Annotated in this window: 12 protein-coding genes and 2 pseudogenes; 8 read left to right on the forward strand and 6 right to left on the reverse strand. The window is 61.9% G+C overall.

Features of this window, described 5'->3' with window-relative positions:
* Positions 1–13 precede the first annotated feature (13 nt).
* From KXC42_RS25730 to KXC42_RS27540, 5 genes and pseudogenes are all read right to left on the reverse strand, one after another.
* A complete protein-coding gene (locus KXC42_RS25730) occupies positions 14–1,177 on the reverse strand; it encodes a PP2C family serine/threonine-protein phosphatase (protein WP_219130641.1) in 1,164 nt (387 codons plus the stop codon).
* Between the two features lie 217 nt (positions 1,178–1,394).
* Positions 1,395–3,881: a DUF4407 domain-containing protein gene (locus KXC42_RS25735; protein ID WP_219130642.1), complete on the reverse strand. Its 2,487-nt coding sequence runs from the start codon at positions 3,879–3,881 to the stop codon at positions 1,395–1,397.
* Positions 3,874–4,647 (reverse strand): NYN domain-containing protein, encoded by a 774-nt coding sequence (locus tag KXC42_RS25740; protein ID WP_257606254.1) that lies wholly within the window; start codon positions 4,645–4,647, stop codon positions 3,874–3,876. Before KXC42_RS25740 ends, KXC42_RS25735 begins: the two co-directional genes overlap by 8 nt.
* 54 nt (positions 4,648–4,701) lie before the next feature.
* Positions 4,702–4,929 (reverse strand): annotated as a pseudogene (locus tag KXC42_RS27535) (transposase); the annotation flags it as partial.
* A 13-nt stretch (positions 4,930–4,942) separates the two neighbouring features.
* Positions 4,943–5,269, reverse strand: coding sequence for a transposase family protein (locus KXC42_RS27540; RefSeq protein ID WP_306840099.1), 327 nt, complete (start codon positions 5,267–5,269; stop codon positions 4,943–4,945).
* A 329-nt stretch (positions 5,270–5,598) separates the two neighbouring features.
* Here KXC42_RS27540 and KXC42_RS27860 point away from each other — a divergent pair.
* A pseudogene (locus tag KXC42_RS27860) lies at positions 5,599–6,972 on the forward strand (IS256 family transposase).
* A gap of 290 nt (positions 6,973–7,262) precedes the next feature.
* Here KXC42_RS27860 and KXC42_RS25760 read toward each other — a convergent pair.
* A complete protein-coding gene (locus KXC42_RS25760; protein ID WP_219130644.1) occupies positions 7,263–7,424 on the reverse strand; it encodes a hypothetical protein in 162 nt (53 codons plus the stop codon).
* A gap of 291 nt (positions 7,425–7,715) precedes the next feature.
* Here KXC42_RS25760 and KXC42_RS25765 point away from each other — a divergent pair, with 291 nt between their 5' ends.
* The 7 genes from KXC42_RS25765 to KXC42_RS25795 all read left to right on the forward strand — a co-directional run bounded on the left by KXC42_RS25765 (position 7,716) and on the right by KXC42_RS25795 (position 17,423).
* Positions 7,716–9,884, forward strand: coding sequence for a hypothetical protein (locus KXC42_RS25765; protein ID WP_219130645.1), 2,169 nt, complete (start codon positions 7,716–7,718; stop codon positions 9,882–9,884).
* A 1,041-nt stretch (positions 9,885–10,925) separates the two neighbouring features.
* On the forward strand, positions 10,926–11,714 hold the full coding sequence (locus KXC42_RS25770) for a hypothetical protein (protein ID WP_219130587.1): 789 nt from the start codon (positions 10,926–10,928) through the stop codon (positions 11,712–11,714).
* A gap of 130 nt (positions 11,715–11,844) precedes the next feature.
* The gene (locus KXC42_RS25775; RefSeq protein ID WP_306840035.1) at positions 11,845–12,075 is read left to right on the forward strand and encodes a hypothetical protein; all 231 of its coding nucleotides are present in this window, start codon (positions 11,845–11,847) and stop codon (positions 12,073–12,075) included.
* A gap of 111 nt (positions 12,076–12,186) precedes the next feature.
* Positions 12,187–13,845 (forward strand): IS21 family transposase, encoded by a 1,659-nt coding sequence (gene istA / locus KXC42_RS25780; RefSeq protein ID WP_257605819.1) that lies wholly within the window; start codon positions 12,187–12,189, stop codon positions 13,843–13,845.
* Positions 13,842–14,600, forward strand: a complete 759-nt coding sequence (locus KXC42_RS25785) for an ATP-binding protein (RefSeq protein WP_007633699.1) — start codon at positions 13,842–13,844, stop codon at positions 14,598–14,600. Before istA ends, KXC42_RS25785 begins: the two co-directional genes overlap by 4 nt.
* A gap of 137 nt (positions 14,601–14,737) precedes the next feature.
* Positions 14,738–15,853 (forward strand): IS1380 family transposase, encoded by a 1,116-nt coding sequence (locus KXC42_RS25790; RefSeq protein WP_306840037.1) that lies wholly within the window; start codon positions 14,738–14,740, stop codon positions 15,851–15,853.
* 445 nt (positions 15,854–16,298) lie between these two features.
* On the forward strand, positions 16,299–17,423 hold the full coding sequence (locus KXC42_RS25795) for an NDMA-dependent alcohol dehydrogenase (RefSeq protein WP_006897512.1): 1,125 nt from the start codon (positions 16,299–16,301) through the stop codon (positions 17,421–17,423).
* The last annotated feature ends 57 nt before the right edge of the window (positions 17,424–17,480 follow it).

The raw sequence follows: 17,480 nt of genomic DNA on the forward strand, positions 1-17,480 counted from the left end.
CTGTTCTTGATCTCTATCGCCTCGCGACACGCTCCACCCGACCGATCACCACGGTGACATTGTCCTGAGTTCCACCGCGGACCGCTGCCTGTACGAGAGCATGTGCGATCTCCTGGGGGGCGTGTCGACGATGCTCGACGAGCAGATGCTCAGCATCCGAAGCTCCGTGAGGCGTATCCCACAGTCCGTCTGTCGCAACGATCACCAAGTCACCGGGCTCCACGGAGTGGAGCCAAATGTCGGGCCGGATGTTCGGTCGGGAACCGACACTAAGGGTCAGGTTGTTTCCCGAGGCATGATCGGTTGTGAGCCAATCGACATGGTTGCTCTGGTATGCCAACACTCCCACACGGCTGTCGCCCACATGTGCACCTGTCAGGTCACCGGTTTCGTCGAGGTGGACCAGATCCAAGGTGGTGGCTGGTGAATTGTCGCTCTGATCACCGAGAAGTCGTCGGAGGTCGGAGTTGGAAGTGTCCACCGCATCGGTGAGACTGACATCGGGGTCCTTGGTCAGTGACCGCGCGACCGATTCCAGGGCAACTTTCGATGCCTGTGCACCGTGCGACCGACCACCTACGCCGTCGGCGATCCCGAGAAGGACCGGGGTCACCAATGCGAAGTCCTGATTGCTGGTTCTCATTCCCTCGTGTGTCGCGGAATAAGCTGAGAACACGAGGCTTCCAGGACGACGCTGGAGAGCGGGAAGGTCGAGTATCAACCGGCGGCGATCGGTGACTGGCATGCTCGTACTCAGGAATGCACCGGACTGTGCGCCATCAACTCGTGCACTCAATTCCGCAGTAGGACGATCGACGCGGTAGCTGACGGTCGAGTCGTCGTCATCAACATTCGACGGCGCTCTACCCGTATGGTTAGGGGGACTGCTGTGATCCGCGCCCGGAATCTGTGTGGAACGGTCGACTCTCGACACTGGTCCATACGGGTCACGATGACGCTGCGACTGTATTGCTTCAGTCGGGCGCTCGTCACCGGTGGTGAGCTGATCGGAATGATCATGAGCGACTTTGCTACGGCGCGTGTGCCACGCGAGTGTCAATCCCGGCAGGACCATCAACGCAATCCAGACCACAAGGCGCGCGTGGTCGCGAACGAACGGTATGGCGGCGCAGATATATACGAGCAGTCCCGTGAACGCCGCCCATCCCAACGCCATCGGCAGTCGACTCTTACTAGACCGCGCCTCTGGCTCTGATCCCGGGGGTACCCCCATCGGGCCTGGAGACTGTGCCGGCACTGGGTGATCGTTCTCGACTGGTCTCATTGCTTCTCGGCCAGTTCGTATCCGTTGTAGCGCAGCCCTGATGGTGGCTTCGAAGGGGAGAAAGGGCACTAGGGAGCCAACCTTTCGGGATCAGCGTTCGACGGGTCCATCATCGTGACATCACCCTTGCGTTCTTCAGGCGTTCAAGGGCATCGTCCATCACAGAACGGTCTTTCTTGCGGAACAGATCGAATCCGGGAGCCCGCTCCGCCGGATCCTTTGACAACCACAGCGCAACAAGATCCGCAACGGGCCGGGGAATCGTCGGATCGACAGTATCCAGCCTGGGAATCTCGGCCATCTCATCTACGAGCCACTGCTGGTACTGATAGCTCTCGAAGTTCACCTTCCCGTCATCCGTCTTCGGAATTGCGGGATTGAGTTCGAGTTCTTGCTCCAGTTGCGCACGAGGCTTCAAATTGACGAGCATCATGTACAGGACTGCTGCCACCGACCATAAGTCGGTCGCATAGCTACGACTACCGAATCTGCTTCCCGGCACTATCTGCTCGACCGGCGCGTATTCCCGCGTGCCATTGAAAGCATTGGTGACACCAAATTTGCCGTGCTCTTCCATCATTTTCGACGCACCAAAGTCTGTGATTACTATTTTGGGGGAGATGTCTCCGCTTGATAAATCCAGGAGAATATTCTCCGGCTTGATGTCACAGTGAATAGCTCCCGAACCGTGCGCATCGCCTAACCCCTCGAGCAGCTGTTCGGTGATATTGAGAGCGACCGACAGAGGAATTCTACGATTCCACTTCTTCTGATACCTCTTCAGGTCGCCATCGGAGTAGTAGGGCATCACAATGAAATAGAGTCCAGTCTCGTCGTCGCGATCGACGGAACTCCCACTGTCCAGGTGGATTACATATGGACTCGGAAACTGGGACACAACTGAATCCCGCTTGAGTGCGGGATATCCCCTGTCGTCGCTGACTTTAGCCACGTAGTAGACGTCTTCGACGCCAGGCTTTCTGCAGTACCACAATTCGTTCCCGGTATTCATTCGGGTTTGAAGCGATTTCTCGATAATATACTCCGTCCCCTTTTTCGTCTTCAGCACCTGACCTTTCCTCAACGTCTGCTCAGGGGGATGAACGGGGTTTGATTCGGAAAACAACTCTCGTTGAGCACCGTTCCTCCGAGTTGGCGCATCTTCGCCATCTGCCACATACCCTGCATCACTTGCACCTTGGTGGTATTCGTCATCCATGGCACCGTCTTCCGCGTTCTTCGCTGCCTTGAATCGCGCCGGGGGAACGGTCGCCCAGTAGCTTTTTTGAATTTCGTGCTGTCTCTCGAAAAGCTCGTTGTAGTGACTCGCTCGTTTTTGGGCGGCTACGTCGTCGTAATCGGGAGCAAAGCCGAGAGCGCGAAGGGGGGTGATCGTCCTTCGGGTCTTGTCCAGAAAGTGCGGTTCCTTACGGACCGAGCTGTTCAACTCTCGCAGATATTCGTTGCTTGCCGCTATGGAGTCTCGCCGGGCGCGCATGTCGTGGCCGGTGGCGCCACCGAACAGTTTCGCACTCAGCGGTACAAGATCGATCATGAAGGCAATCCCGAAGATTAGGACCCGGCCCCAGACGACCGCGGCGCCGTGCTCACCGCCGGCCAGGTCGGACAGAGCGACCAGCCGACGGATCATACCGTCGGTGTTGGGAGTGACCGCGGACGCCAACTGCTGCACGCGGGCCTCGACAAGCTGCTGGGCCTTGCAGCTGTCCTCCTGCTGGCGGGTCAACGACACTTGGGCGGGATATCCGCAGGTCTCGAGTTCGGCAGCGGTCAGCGTGGTCGGTCGCGCGATGACGGCGTAGTTGTCGTAGGCAGCCTGCGCCTCGGCCAACCGATCAGTGGCCACCGCGGAATCCGCGACAGCTTGAAGTGCTTCGGCTCCGACTCCCGGTACCCCGGTGCCACTCTCACAGTCGGGTGCCGGTTGCGTTTCGCACTTCACCCGCCGGTCGGCCTCCTGACGGGCTATTTTTGCGGCCTTCACCGCTGTGTCGAGTTGGTCTTCCTGCAGTCCTGGTGCTCCGAGGTGGACTGCGTACTCGGCTTCGGCCCGAGTGCGCGTTTCCCGTTCGGCTCGCTGCTGGTCCTCGACGTTGAGTTCGACGATCCGTTGCTCGATCTCCGGGCTGAACCAAAGCAGTTCTATGCCCACCGCCATCGTGAGAGCGACGAAGGTCGCCAGCGCGAACCGCGAGACGAACAAACCGACCTTGTTCCAGAAGGTGGGTTTGCCCAGAACCCGCGAGACGATCAAACGGTCGAGGTTGAACACGAGCAGAGCCCAGAACACGGCGATCGCGGTCAACACCTGCCACGCGAGATCGAAGCTGGCCATCGCCAGGACGTATGCCGAGGCCCCCGCCACGAGCGCGGTGAAGATCACCGAAGCCCCCAGGCTGTGATACCACCGCTGCTCCGCCTTCTCGTGCAGATGCGCGGGGTTCGCACCTGCACACCACAATATGAATCTCGCGAACGGTGCGTCGTCCTCGACCCGTCGATCCGCTCCGTGCCCGGCCTCGCCCGCAGGAGGTTCCGAGGAATCATTCGGCACTGCCGATGTCGGGTCATTCACCAAAATGCTCCTGTCCGGTATACGCAAGCGATCGAGATGGTTCGCCTGCTGCCGATCTCCTTGCACTCGCGGAAATCAGAAATGTGTCGTACCTTGTGCCATGCCTTCGCGATCCCCATCGCGTCGTTGTCGACGAATGTTTCTGCTCGCGCAGTTGCCGACCGTGCACCGACCGCCCGCAACCACCCTCCGAAGATTGCCTGCACGTGGGGGCCCGTCGCTCACGTGGTTCGGTTGCCACACGTACGGGACAGGCCCGCTGCAGATCTCGCGGATCGTCCGCCGCAATCTCAACGGGCCGGCCCGGTTCGGGAAGACGGATGAGGTCTTCGCACGAGCGATAGAGCGCACCGCTGACCCCGACACCCTCGGTGACCACCTGGGTCACCCGGATTCCCGCCGCCCGGAGAGCGCGGGCTAAAGGCGCGAACGCACCGTCACCCGAGGCGATGACGACCGAGCGGTGCCGACAGCCGACCCGGTCCGTCTGCACGGACTCAAGCAGCGCATCATCCGCCGCGTTCGGAGTGTTCGGCACCAGAATGCGGCGAGCGGTCGCCGGCAGCGTGAAGAAGGCCTCCGCCGCATGGCGCCTGCTCACCGCTACCGTGATCTGGTCTTCGGTGCTGACACCGACCTGATGCAGGTAGTGATCCCACACCTCTGCACACCGAGCCGGCACCCGACCGTTGCAGAGGTTTTCGATGTCGATCAGATGCAGCGCCGGTCCTTGCACCACGTTCCCGGCGATTACGGCCCCAGTCATCGCTACTCCGATCGTTCGGCGCCTTCCATCGGGCGCGGTGCCCCATGGAACCGAACATCGGCGATCATGAGAAGAGCAGACCTGCTCCCCCACTCGCACCCTGCAATAGGTGGCATCGAGATACACGTACGGGAAGGCGCTGTGCGTCAAGGTGCGTTTCCGGAACCGGGCGACCGCGGCGTCGAGCCCGGCGCAGATCCTCGAGACCTTCGGATTCGAGATCCCCGAGCTGACTCCCGACTCTGCGGGGAGGACATCGACACTGCGGGAGACGCCGTGCACCTGAGCTCCACCATCACTTCGTGCAGTGCCTTGTCGATCCTGTCAACGGCGGGTGAATCTTGGATCTGGCCCACTTTCCGTGACGGATCCCGAGGACGTCATCGGCTGAGGAGTATTCGTTTGCGGAGCAGGTCGGAGCCGGTTCGGCGAAGGTCTTTGTGGCGCACTCGATCGTGTCGCAGAAAAACCGTCGGACCCGAGTATCGATCAGGACCGGATACCCACCGATTGCGGTATCGGCCAACTGGCGGCGATACCGAGAATGCACTCGCCGCGCTTCGCCGTCACAACGCGGGCACACCGCGCCCTCATCCCGCGGCCGAGCCTCGATGCGGATCACCGATCCGACCCGACGGACATCGACAACATCGACAGCAAGTTCCTCCCGCCATCCTCAGCGCACCCGAGAGAGCTTCAATTACCGACGTCGATGCAGGCCAGCGACACGCACAGCGTCGTCACGAAAAGTGCGCCAGATTCACATCACGATGGCTATTGACACCTGTCGGGCCATTTGCCTATTCGGCGCCTGGCATTTGGTTGCGTCCATCAGGATGGTGTACGAGCCGGATCGGATCCCGATGACCGGCGTGTCGTAACCGGACGAAAGACGGTCACCGCGTGATTCTTCGAGAGAGCTACCAACTCGACTCGAGGAAAGAGCACGCGATGACCACTGCCTACGATATCGATCTGCGCCGGCTTGTCGAAGACCGACTCACCGGCGCCAGCCCCGACCTGCTGCGCGAGCTGCTGACGATGTTCATCCACGCCCTGATGGGCGCCGAGGCCGACGCTCTGTGCGGCGCCGGCTACGGCCAACGCTCCGACGAACGCGTCAACGTTCGCAACGGCTACCGGCATCGGGACTTCGATGCCCGCGTCGGCACCCTCGACGTGGCCATCCCCAAGCTGCGGCAAGGGTCCTATTTTCCGGACTGGCTGCTCGGGCGGCGCAAGCGGGCCGAACGTGCCCTGACCTCGGTCGTTGCGACCTGCCACCTGCTCGGCGTCTCGACCCGCCGAATGGAAAAACTCATCGACCCCCTCGGGATCACCTCGCTGTCGAAGTCCCAGGTCAGCGTGATGGCGAAAGATCTCGACGCCCAGGTCGAGGCCTTCCGCAACCGCCCCCTCGATCAGGGGCCGTACACGTTCGTCGCCGCCGACGCCCTGGTGCTCAAGGTGCGCGAGAACGGACGGGTGGTGAACGTGCACGCCCTGGTCGCGGTGGGCGTCAACGCCGACGGCTACCGCGAGATCCTGGGCCTGGACGTCACCTCCAGCGAGGACGGCGCCGGCTGGCTGACCTTCTTCCGCGGGTTGGTCGCCCGCGGCCTGACCGGGGTGAAGTTGGTGACTTCCGATGCGCACGCCGGTCTCGTGGCGGCGATCGGCGCAACCCTGCCCGGCGCCTACGACCAGGCCATGGGCAAGATGCGCCGCCGGTTCACCCTCACTCCGGTCGGCAAACCCATCGTCCCCGACACCGTCAGCTGGCTCGGCAGCGAGATGCTCAAAACACGTGTTGCCCATGGCTACTGCTCCCGCCATGAAGCGGCCGGCGCCTGCCCCTACGCCAACATCTGCGAAACCTGCGACAACTTCGCCACCGGACCGGAATTCCGCGGCGCACTAGAGGCGCAACGCACCGACATCCAGGCTCTCGAGGCCGACGCCCGCGACCGCGGTTGGCTCGACGAAGCCGCCCGCCACCACCGCGTCACCGACGCCCTCACCGACCACCTCCACCGCCTCGACCGCTGAGTCGAGTCGACAACCAGGGGTTGATCCGGCCCCGAGGGCCGGATAAAGGAGCGGCTCAACAAGGAAATCCGCCGCCGGACCGACGTGGTGGGGATCTTCCCGGACCGCACCGCTCTGATCCGACTTGTCGGAGCGGTGCTGGCCGAACAGCACGACGAGTGGATCGAAGGCCGCCGCTACCTCGGCCTCGACGTACTCGCCCGCTCCCGCACCGACAAGCCCGCCGACAGCGTCACCGAGGACACCGAGGAGGTGACACCGGCCTTGACCGCCTGATCCACCGACGAGGAATCACGCGACGACGTCGTACACCACCTCCAGGGACTTGACCTGGCATTTTGGTCTTTGGTGGGGGAGCAGGTCTGCTCTTCTCATGATCGCCGATGTTCGGTTCCATGGGGCACCGCGCCCGATGGAAGGCGCCGAACGATCGGAGTAGCGATGACTGGGGCCGTAATCGCCGGGAACGTGGTGCAAGGACCGGCGCTGCATCTGATCGACATCGAAAACCTCTGCAACGGTCGGGTGCCGGCTCGGTGTGCAGAGGTGTGGGATCACTACCTGCATCAGGTCGGTGTCAGCACCGAAGACCAGATCACGGTAGCGGTGAGCAGGCGCCATGCGGCGGAGGCCTTCTTCACGCTGCCGGCGACCGCTCGCCGCATTCTGGTGCCGAACACTCCGAACGCGATTCCGAACATGCCCTGGTTGATGTCCTCGTCCGCCACCCCACCTCCTCGACTACGCCCGGCTCTAGGCGCAATTCCCCGACTCCTGCAATGTTTCAAGATCAATTTGACTCGATCCCTGCACGCGGAAGTGTCCTTGAACTGCGCTTACGTTGCCACAGCAACACCGGGAGCGACCCAAAGAGAAGTGCGCCCACAGGTTCACCACCCGAAATTGTCCCATTTCGGGCAAAATACGTACGCCTCATTATACTGGGGCATCAGGTGACCACGGGTGACAGTCCTCAGTGAGTAGGGGTCAGAAAACCAATGAAGAAACTGTTTGCCCTGGTGAGCGTTCTGCTGCTCATCGTTGTCGTTCTCTATGCTTTCGACGTGTCTGGCTTACGAGGCACGACCGACACCATCCGTGGGTACCACACGGTCGAAACCGTTGTCACCGAGAATGGTGCAACCCTTGTGAACAACGGAGTACAAGTCGAGGCCGACGGCGGTGTCGCACCTGCCGGAACCAAAATAGTCCTATCTACAACGTCCAACAGTCAGGGTTTCCTGAACGATCCCGCCGATCTCACGACGCGCCTGGGCATGGGATTCGATATCTATCTGGACAACGGCCAGCAGCCTCAGACCCCAGTCAAGGTCACCTACCTCCAGGATGAGAAGAACAATTTTCTGAGGAAATTCGCTGGTGTCGAATCACCAACACCCGACACACCGAGCACCCTCTTCTTCATCACGGCTCGATCGGACACCAATGAGCTGGAGGTTATTCAGCCAGAGATTGTTTACGACCAATATGAGAACAGCGAAGAGAAGGTAATCGACTCAGCTTCGGTGATGATGAGCCACTTCTCCAAGGGGGAGTTCAGGTGGTGGAACTGGGAAGCGGTCCGTACATATCTCCAGGACAATCTCCACGAGTGGCTCGGTACTGGGGCCGCCACTCCACCCGACTGCGTCGGCCGCGCTGCGCAACTGTCAGACACAACGCTGGTGGCCAATCGCGCTGTCAAGCAGGACACCACGGAGCACAACGTCGTGTGGCCCTGCTTGGAGCCGACATCAAGTGGTGCGCGCCTCACCCTCCACTCGAACGACGGAAGACCGTGGTTAGTTAAGACCGAGCCCGATGTGGGCACGTCCTACTCCACTGTGAGCAACGCCGGCGACCTCGCCGGACAAGCGCTGTTCCTTTCAACCATGAGCAAGTCCTACAACGGCGCCAGCATCCTCATGCCGAATGGGAAGATCTCCTTCGACTTCAGTTCGAACAAGTTGCCGGTCCGTGCGGCTGTGATGCAGTCCGCTGAAATCTCGTATGCGACGACGTGGCTGTACGTGATCGACTCAGCGTTTGGCCTCGTAGGCAACACCAACAGGGTGTCCGATATTCTCGAAAAACCAGCGAACGTCGAATGCATCATGTCAGCTGTCGAAACATCCACCGCGGAATCTGGAGAGCACGGCAAGCTCGCAACCGCAGTTACTTCATGTATGTCGACCGCGATCAGCAAGGGCGTAGGCGTCCCTCCGGGTTTCCAGGACACCCTTGCCGGCCGTGCAGCAAATTTCGTACTTGGTGTTCTGACCAAGGGAATACCGTCAATTGTCCAAAATCTCCGCGGCGTTTTCGACGAGCTGAATGGCGGTAACCTCGCGGTCGTCAACATCGAACGCCGGGCTACCGATCCACAAAGTCTGCGAGAAGTCTATTTCCAAAGCCCGTCAGGAAATATCTTGTGCGAAATGAGTGATGCCGAGAAAGCCGGCACGTGGGGGGGATTGAGCGATAACCCTCAAGTCGCTTGCATGGCCAGCGAGTACGTCGGAAAGGAACCGGTACCACCGCCGTGCTCCCAGACGCTCAACAGCACTCCTGGTGGTGCGGCAATCACTCGATCGCACGATGCTGTACGTGGCGTATGCACCGGAGGGTGGCCTTGGAATGCAGCCTTGGAAGATTTTAGAGTCCTGCCGTACGGAACATCCGTCGAATGGAGCGGATTCCGGTGTTCGAGCGCAGAGAATGGAATCACCTGCACTGAGGAAGCTACCCACAAAGGATTCATGATCAGCAGGGGCGAAGTCCGACTTAATGGCGGTGACGGCACCCGATACGGGACCAACCCAACCGTGCCCGAAGACGGGTCCGGGTTCACCGGAAAGTGGGTTGGTCGAGGAATGAATGTCCATTTCAACGCAGATGGTAGCGGCACGTGGCGAGACGGTTTCGCGGCTTCAGCACAGGAGTGGACTTTTTCGTGGACAGACCATGGCCAGGTTGCCGAAGCCACCCTTGGAGAAATGTTCAACCATTTCGGAAGTAGGCACATCGAATCGCCGCACGCTCCCGGAGAGAAGATATACTTCCACCTCATTGACGAAGAGGGAACGCCGATGTTGCTCGACAGCAACTCGGAATCCCCGCCGGAATGGAACGGAAACTGGGCAATGTGCAGAATCGACGGGCCTACACTACGCGCGTGCGGAGGATGAAACCAGCTCTTCCGAAAATGAGACCTTCGAGCACGCGTTCGCGGACCGACGTGCACCTTCGACGGTTTGTTCATCCGACTCGACCAGGCTCTCGAGCAAGAGAACGCTGTCGCGATCAACTCGGTCCTGCGCGGCATCGTCAACGTCGCGCACCTCCCCGCTGGCCGATCTCGGTGACCTCAACCAATACGGGCCGCGCTCGATGACCCGGATCAGGACGGGAGCTCTAATCCCGCTCTCCGGTCGGGAGCGCCGAAGTCACGCGCCGCCCTCCAATGTCGGAGCAGATTCGGCCGTGCCGATTCGTCATCCAGTCCCGAGCCGGGAATCCACGCCAGGCGGGGAGTAGCGGGAGAGGGATCGCCCGCGCGCACCGACCGACCATGATGGATAATTTCGATTATCCACCAATATGGTTGCGGTGCATTAGGATTGCACGGAACGATGGGCTGCGTGCGATGCCATGGCGCCGGTGCCGCACTTCGCGCGGGACCACAAGTTCAGGCCCGTTCGTGGCTGGCAACTGTCCCATTCGATCAATCCGGCAGCGTCGGCGGCAGCGAACAGCGCCAGGGCTGTGTCGACACTGCCGACCGGACCGTGCATGTGTGCTCGTCCCGCACCTCGTTCCCGCGAGAGGCTGCGCCAATATCCACGAAAAGTGCTGTGTCGCAATGTGACACGAAACGCCGATAAGCGATATTATGTAAACTAGTAGTCTGCGTATTGCGTCGGATGAATCATTCGCCGAGCCTCCAGCGGTCCCCTCGGGCGCAATTCGAGATACAGCCCCCCCAAGGGGCAGACCGCCTCGGACGACCTGACCACTCGGGTTCGGCACGGACGCCGGGGTACAGCTGGCCTAACCGTTCATCCTGCATAAATCATCACTCCGTCCCTTCGCCCTGCCTCTGACCAGCACTCTCAACCCGAACAGTCGGCTCTCATCCAAGCCCCACGACAGACGAGGGCTCCATCCTGGAGAAACACCTGCCCAGTCGTTATCGACGTCAGTAACGACCGGCCAGTAGTCTCGCCATGGTGGGAGCTACCGACCCGGAACGTATAGGTGCCTTTATTCGTTCGCTTGAGCTCGACGAGACGATGATCGGCCCTACCATCGAGAGGGTTCGGCAAGAGCTCGAATCTTATCGGGCCACCGCCGATACCGAACTTGAGGACAGCGTTCGACGAAATCTTCGGCTGTCCGTGCAGACGCTACGCAAACGCGAGGTCCCCTCGCCTGGCGATATATGGGAGGCCGAAACGGCTACCTTGCAGAGACTTCAGGCCGGGTTGCCGATCGAAGATATCTTGGCAGGGTTTCGCGTCTCCATGACGGGGATCCTCGATAGGGCTGTTGTGCTCGCTGAGGAGTGCGGCCTTCCAGAGCGGGACATCGTGTGGATGACTGGTCTGTTGTGGAAGCTGAGCGATGCATTCTCTGCACGAGCGGCAGTTGCCTATCGCACCCATGGTCTCGAGGTGGCCCTCGCCGAGCGGCGACGGCGAGACTCGTGGCTTCACGACCTTCTAACTGGGAGCCTGTCGGCTGCGCAGATCGACCAGGGCGCAGTCATGTATCACCTGCCCCGCGACATGACCTATCGAGCTTTTTGCACCTCTGCACACCCAGTGCACGAACTCGAAGCAATTCGCAGCCGACTTGCCAGTGACCGCGAGGAGTTGATCTTGCCGTCCGAAGGCCGGCTCATCGGCCTTCTTCGCGAAGCACCCACCGACTTTCCCCTCGGAACGCTGGCATTAGGGCCTCCCCGCGCACTAACCCCGGTGTTTCATGGGGATCTGCGGATCGCTGGGCGCAAATAGACCGAAGTGCTCCCTGAACAGGGGAAACTGGGACTTGTCTAGAGCTACAGTTCCTCAAGCAGAAAGCACTCGGTAGGTGAAGCGTACTTCGTGGTCGTCTGGTCTGTCGTTCTGTGTCGATGATGTCGCGGTGATTTCTCACGCCGGGACCATCGCGCCACGCCTTCTGGCGGATCGCGTCGGTCTGACCGCCGAGCTGTCGGGGGCCATGGCGCAGCGCCGATCCATCCCGATCCATGACCGTGGCAGGGTGTTGACCGATGTCGCGGTGATGCTCACGGGTGGCGGGGAGTCCATCGCCGACATCCGCGTCCTGCGCCACCAATCTGTTAGGGACGTGCTTCGGATAGCAGGGTTCTGATGATCGGGTAGCGCGAGTATGAGCATCGGATAGCGGTGCCGGTCCTCGTGTGCTCGTGTCGGTTCTACGCGTGGCAACCAGGCTGCGCGTGGATCCGAACAGGAGGCACGGGTGACTGATTACCGATTGGTGATGTCGCTACTGCTGCAGGACAGGTCCTACCGGGACATCGAGGCGATCGCGGGTTGCTCGCATCGCACGGTCGCGAAGGCGAAGAAGGTCTGCCACGAGCACGGGTTGACCGCCACGAGCCAGGTCGAGGCGCTCAGCGTCGAGGAGATCGACGTCTTGTTCGCCGATGGGCGCAAGACGCCGTCGAAGGAGTTCGTCGCCTTCGACGTGGCGGCTGCCGTGAAGAAGCGCACGGGCAAGAAGAAGCTGCCGCTGCGGGTGCTGTGGGCCAACTACCTCGACACTGACGGCACGCCGGGGCAGCGGCACTACAGCTACCAGCGGTTCTGCCAGATCATCGGCGAGTACGTCGAGGTCAACGAGCTGACGATGCGGATCACGCACGTGCCCGGGCACACGATGCAGGTCGACTGGGCGGGCACGAAGATGGCCATCTTCGATCCCGTCACCGGCACCAAGACCACAGTGTCGGTGTTCGTGGCATCGCTGCCGTACTCGGGGATGGTCTTCGCCTGCGGCTGCCTGGACGAGAAGATGCCGAACTGGCTCGACGCGCACTTGCAGGCGTTCGAGTACTTCGGCGGCGCGGCGCAGGTGATCGTCCCGGACAACGCCTCGACGGCGTCGAACCAGATCGCCCGCGGTGACCGGGCCCGCGAGGTCAACCGTGAGTACCGTGACTTCCTCGAGTATCACCAGACCGCTGCCGTGCCCACTCGGCCGGTGCGCCCGACAGACAAGGGGCACGTCGAGGCTGGGGTGAAGGTGGTGACGAACTGGGTGATCGGACGGCTGGCCGATCGGCGGTTCGCTAGCCTGGATGATGCGAACGAGGCGATCGCCGCCGAGGTCGAGGCGATCAACGACCGGACCCCGTTCCGCGGCCAGAAGACCAGCCGCCGGGAGCTGTTCACCGAGCACGAGCAGTCGGAACTGTTCGACCTTCCCGAGGCCCGCTGGCAGCCAGTCATCTGGAAGAAGTCCAAGGTCAACAGGGATTACCACGTGGAGATCGCCACGGTGAAGTACTCGGTGCCCTACACCTTCGCTGGCCAGCACGTCGATGTGAAGATCACCGGCCCCACGCTCACTGTCATGGCTGGCGGGGAGGTCATCGCCTCCCACGCCGTCTCCGGTAGGCGGCACGCCTTCGTGACCGACCCTGACCATGTTCCCGCGCAGCATCTGCAGTCATCGGACCTGTGGTCGCGGGCGTATTTCGTGCGCCAGGCCCACAAGATCGGACCGCACACCGTGGCCGCGATCAGTGAGGTCCTGGATCGCCAGCGGATCGAGGCTCAGGGCTACCGCTCGTGCCAGAACATCCTCGCCCTGGCCCGCGGGGACAACAAGATGCTGCTCGAGCGGGCCTGCGGGCAGCTGGTCTCCGAGACCTCACGCCGGGCGATCAGCTACACCGCCGTCAAGCAGCAGCTGGCGGCCCTGAGGGCCCAGGCCGCCGCTCGACCCACCACCACGACCGCAGCGACGACGCCGGCGACCGCAACGCCTGTAGCGGTACCGCCGGATCGGCGAGATACCACCGGGGCGCATCTGGCCGGGCCGGAGCAGTTCAGCCTCGCCGTCCTCACCGGAGGCCCGAGCAGCGGCACCGCGGGGCGGGAGGAGCTGCAGTGACTGATCGTCATCTCACCGACGCCGACATGCCACTGTTCACCCAGTTGCGGATGACCGCGTTCGGCCAGACCGTCATCGACTTGGCCAACGATCCCGCCTGCGACGAGTGGACCTTCTCGGAGAAGATCTTCCACGCCCTGGACAAAGAGATCACGGCCAGGCAGGAACGCCGGACCCAGAAACTACTCAAGGCCTCCAGATCGCCAAACCCTGATGCTTGCGTAGAAGAGATCCGCTACCTGCCTGACCGCAACGTCAACCGCGAGCTAATCGCACGACTTTCCAGCTGTCAATGGATCGACGCCACCCGCAATCTCGTCGTGCTCGGCCAGTCCAGCGTGGGCAAGACCTACCTCGCCCAGGCGCTGCTCAATGCCGCGTGCCGAAAGTACTACACCGCGAGGTTCTTCCGGCTCGACGACCTGGCCAACCGGCTCGCCGTGCTGGAGCCGACCTCGCAGCGCAGGCTGGACTTCCTCACTGATCTGCACAACTGCGACCTGCTGGTTCTCGATGACTTCCTGACCACGCCGGTGGCTCCGCACACCGCGGCGGAGCTGCTCAACATCCTTGCCGCTCGGGAAGGGCGGGGCTCGACGCTGGTGACCTCGCAGTTCGATCCGCCAGATTGGTACAAGTCGCTCCAAGACGCGGTCATCGCCGAATCGATCCTCAACCGGATCGTCGCCGGCGCCGAGATCATCGCCCTCGACGGCCCGAACATGAGACGGCACCTCGCCACGGCAACGCCATAGCGGCCCAGCGGTCGGACGGGCAGATGCCGCTATCCGATGCCCGTCCGACCGCTACCCGATCATCAGAACCGCGCTTTCCGAAAGGCGTCCCAAACAACCAATCCACGGTCCTGGGGCCGGTCGCCTCGTCCCCGACGGTGTGGCGCACCCTGGATGAGGTCACCGCCGGTAAACGCAAGAAAATCCAGGTCGCGCGGGCTCGTGCCCGGCGGCACGTGTGGTCCCACCTGCCCGGCGGGGTGCCCGCCTCGAAGTGCGCGGGCCGGGACCTGGGATCGACGATCGTGCTCGACGTGGACGCCACCATCGTGGCCACCCACAGCGAAAAAGAGCAGGCCGCGCCAACCTATAAGCGCACGTTCGGGTATCACCCGATCGGCGTGTGGTGCGACAACACAGAAGAGTTCCTCGCCGCGAGCTTGCGGCCGGGCAACGCCGGGTCGAACACCGCTGCCGACCACATCGATGTCCTGGGCCAGGCGATTGCGCAGGTCCCCGCCGCTCACCGGCGTGATGTGCTGATCCGCTCCGACGGCGCCGGCGCCTCCCACGCCCTGCTGGAATGGATCACCGACCAGAACCGCGTCCGCGGTCGGCAGGTGGAGTACTCGGTCGGATTCGCGGTCACCAACCCGATCCGGCGGGCGATCGCGATGGCTCCCGAGGCAACGTGGGGGCCGGCGTTGAACCAGGGCGGGGACCTGCGGCCCGGGGCTGAGGTCGCCGAGCTGACCGGGTTCCTCTCCCCACGGATGCTCGCCAAGTGGCCAGACGGGATGCGGGTCATCGTCCGCCGCGAACGACCCCACCCTGGCGCCCAACTGTCGATGTTCGAGGAACTCGACGGGTGGCGCTACCAGGCATTTGTGACCAACACCGCCGTCGGTCAACTGCAGTTCCTCGAAGCGCGGCATCGGGCGCACGCCCGCGTGGAGGACCGGATCCGACACGCCAAAGACACCGGACTCGGCCGCCTTCCTTCGCGGGAATTCGCGGTCAACCAGGCCTGGCTCGTCGCGGTCATGATCGCCGCAGACCTCATCGCGTGGACGCGGCTGCTGGCCTGCATCGGCGAGGCCGCCGTTCTCGCCTTGTGCGAGCCCAAAGCGATGCGCTACCGATTCCTGCACGTCGCGGCCCTGCTGACCCGCAGCAGCCGCCGACGACGCGTGAAAATCCCCGAAACCTGGCCGTGGGCCGTCGCCATCGAGGCGGTGTTCCACACGATCGCCGCGATCCCCAAACCCGCCTGACCTCACCTGCCCGCCCACGACAGCACCACCCGGAGACCCGCCCACCGGCAGCGCTAGCCGGAGCTTCCGCACGCCTACTCGCCAATCAGGACGCGACATCCGTAGAGAACCGAATCTCCCACACCCCATGAATCAGGGGGGCCAATCGGTACGATATTGCTTGCGGCAAGATGTGGTCTGTGTTCTACTTGTGGCGCAGGACACAGTCGTCCGTTTGGGAGTGGCAGCGCGTGGTGGGTCAGCCGAGTGGGCCTGGCTTGTTCGCTCAAACAACCTCAGCGAGAGAAGGTTGGCTATGACAGCGACTGCTATCAGGGATGGTGGTTCTCCACACACTGAATCGGCCAGCGTGTAGCAAATTTTGACATCCCCATTTGTTCCTATCAACCTCCTTGGCCGCGCGGAGCGACTGAGGAATATCGAGAAGAGACAGGAGATTTTTCTGATGAAAACACGAGGCGCGATTTGCTGGGAGCCTGGCGCGAACAAGGGTTGGTCAGTCGAAGAGATCGAACTGGGTGATCCTCGGCCTGATGAAGTACGAGTCAAACTCGCAGCGTCGGGGCTCTGTCATTCGGACGACCATATCGACTCCGGCATCTTTGTCGGCTTGGAGCCTATGGTCGGTGGACACGAAGGCGCCGGAATCGTTGAGGAAGTCGGCTCCGCAGTCAAGGGAATCGTGCCGGGCGACCACGTCGTGCTGGCGTTTATCCCCTCCTGCGGCCGTTGCTACTCCTGTGTCAGTGGACATTCGCATCTTTGCGATCTCGGAGCCCACCTCTTCGGAGGAGTGGCGCTCTCGGACGGGACCCACCGGGTCCAAGCGCGTGGCAAAGGCGTAGGGACGATGTGCTTGCTGGGAACCTTCTCCCCGTATGTTGTTGTCCACGAGGACAATGTCATCAAGATCCGTGACGATGTTCCGCTTGATCGGGCCGCGCTCGTAGGGTGTGGCGTCACGACGGGGTGGGGTTCGGCATTTCACACCGCGGGCACCCAGCCCGGAGACACGGTGGCCGTGATTGGCGTCGGCGGAATCGGCATGAACGCAGTACAAGGTGCCCGCCTCGCAGGTGCCAAGAACATCATTGCGATCGACACTGTGGCTTACAAACGAGAGCGCGCCAAGGAGTTCGGCGCAACGCATGTGGCCGCAAGCATGGAGGAAGCCCTGCCCCTTATCGCGGAGCTAACTCGGGGCACCCTGGCGCATCGGGCCATCCTGACCACCAGCGTTGCTGAGGGCGAGCTGGTGGAGCCAGCACTGAAGCTGGTCGGCAAACGGGGAGTGCTGGTTCTGACCTCGAGTGCACCGGGCGATCAAATCAAGGTCGACCTGGATCTGTTAACCCTCACCTTGTACGAGAAGGAAATCCGCGGCGGTCTGTTCGGATCATCGAATCCCCGCATTGATATCCCCCGCCTGCTCGACTGGTATATGGAGGGAGAACTCAAGCTCGACGAACTGGTCACTACTACCTACACCCTCGACCAGGTTAACCAAGGATACAAAGACATGTTGGATGGCAAAAATTTGCGCGGCATCATCACCTACGAAGAGGCTTGAGTTTCATGACCAGCACCACACACCACAGGACACTTTCCTGGGCTAAGGAAGCTGAGT

This window comes from Rhodococcus sp. LW-XY12, assembly GCF_019317345.1.
Lineage (GTDB): Bacteria > Actinomycetota > Actinomycetes > Mycobacteriales > Mycobacteriaceae > Rhodococcus > Rhodococcus pyridinivorans.

What these genes read in the sequence shown, in the direction of transcription:
- KXC42_RS25730 (WP_219130641.1), bottom strand. Translation starts at nt 1,177, where the DNA reads ATGGCGTTGGGATGGGCGGCGTTCACGGGACTGCTCGTATATATCTGC.
- KXC42_RS25740 (WP_257606254.1), bottom strand. Translation starts at nt 4,647, where the DNA reads ATGACTGGGGCCGTAATCGCCGGGAACGTGGTGCAAGGACCGGCGCTG.
- KXC42_RS25795 (WP_006897512.1), top strand. Translation starts at nt 16,299, where the DNA reads ATGAAAACACGAGGCGCGATTTGCTGGGAGCCTGGCGCGAACAAGGGT.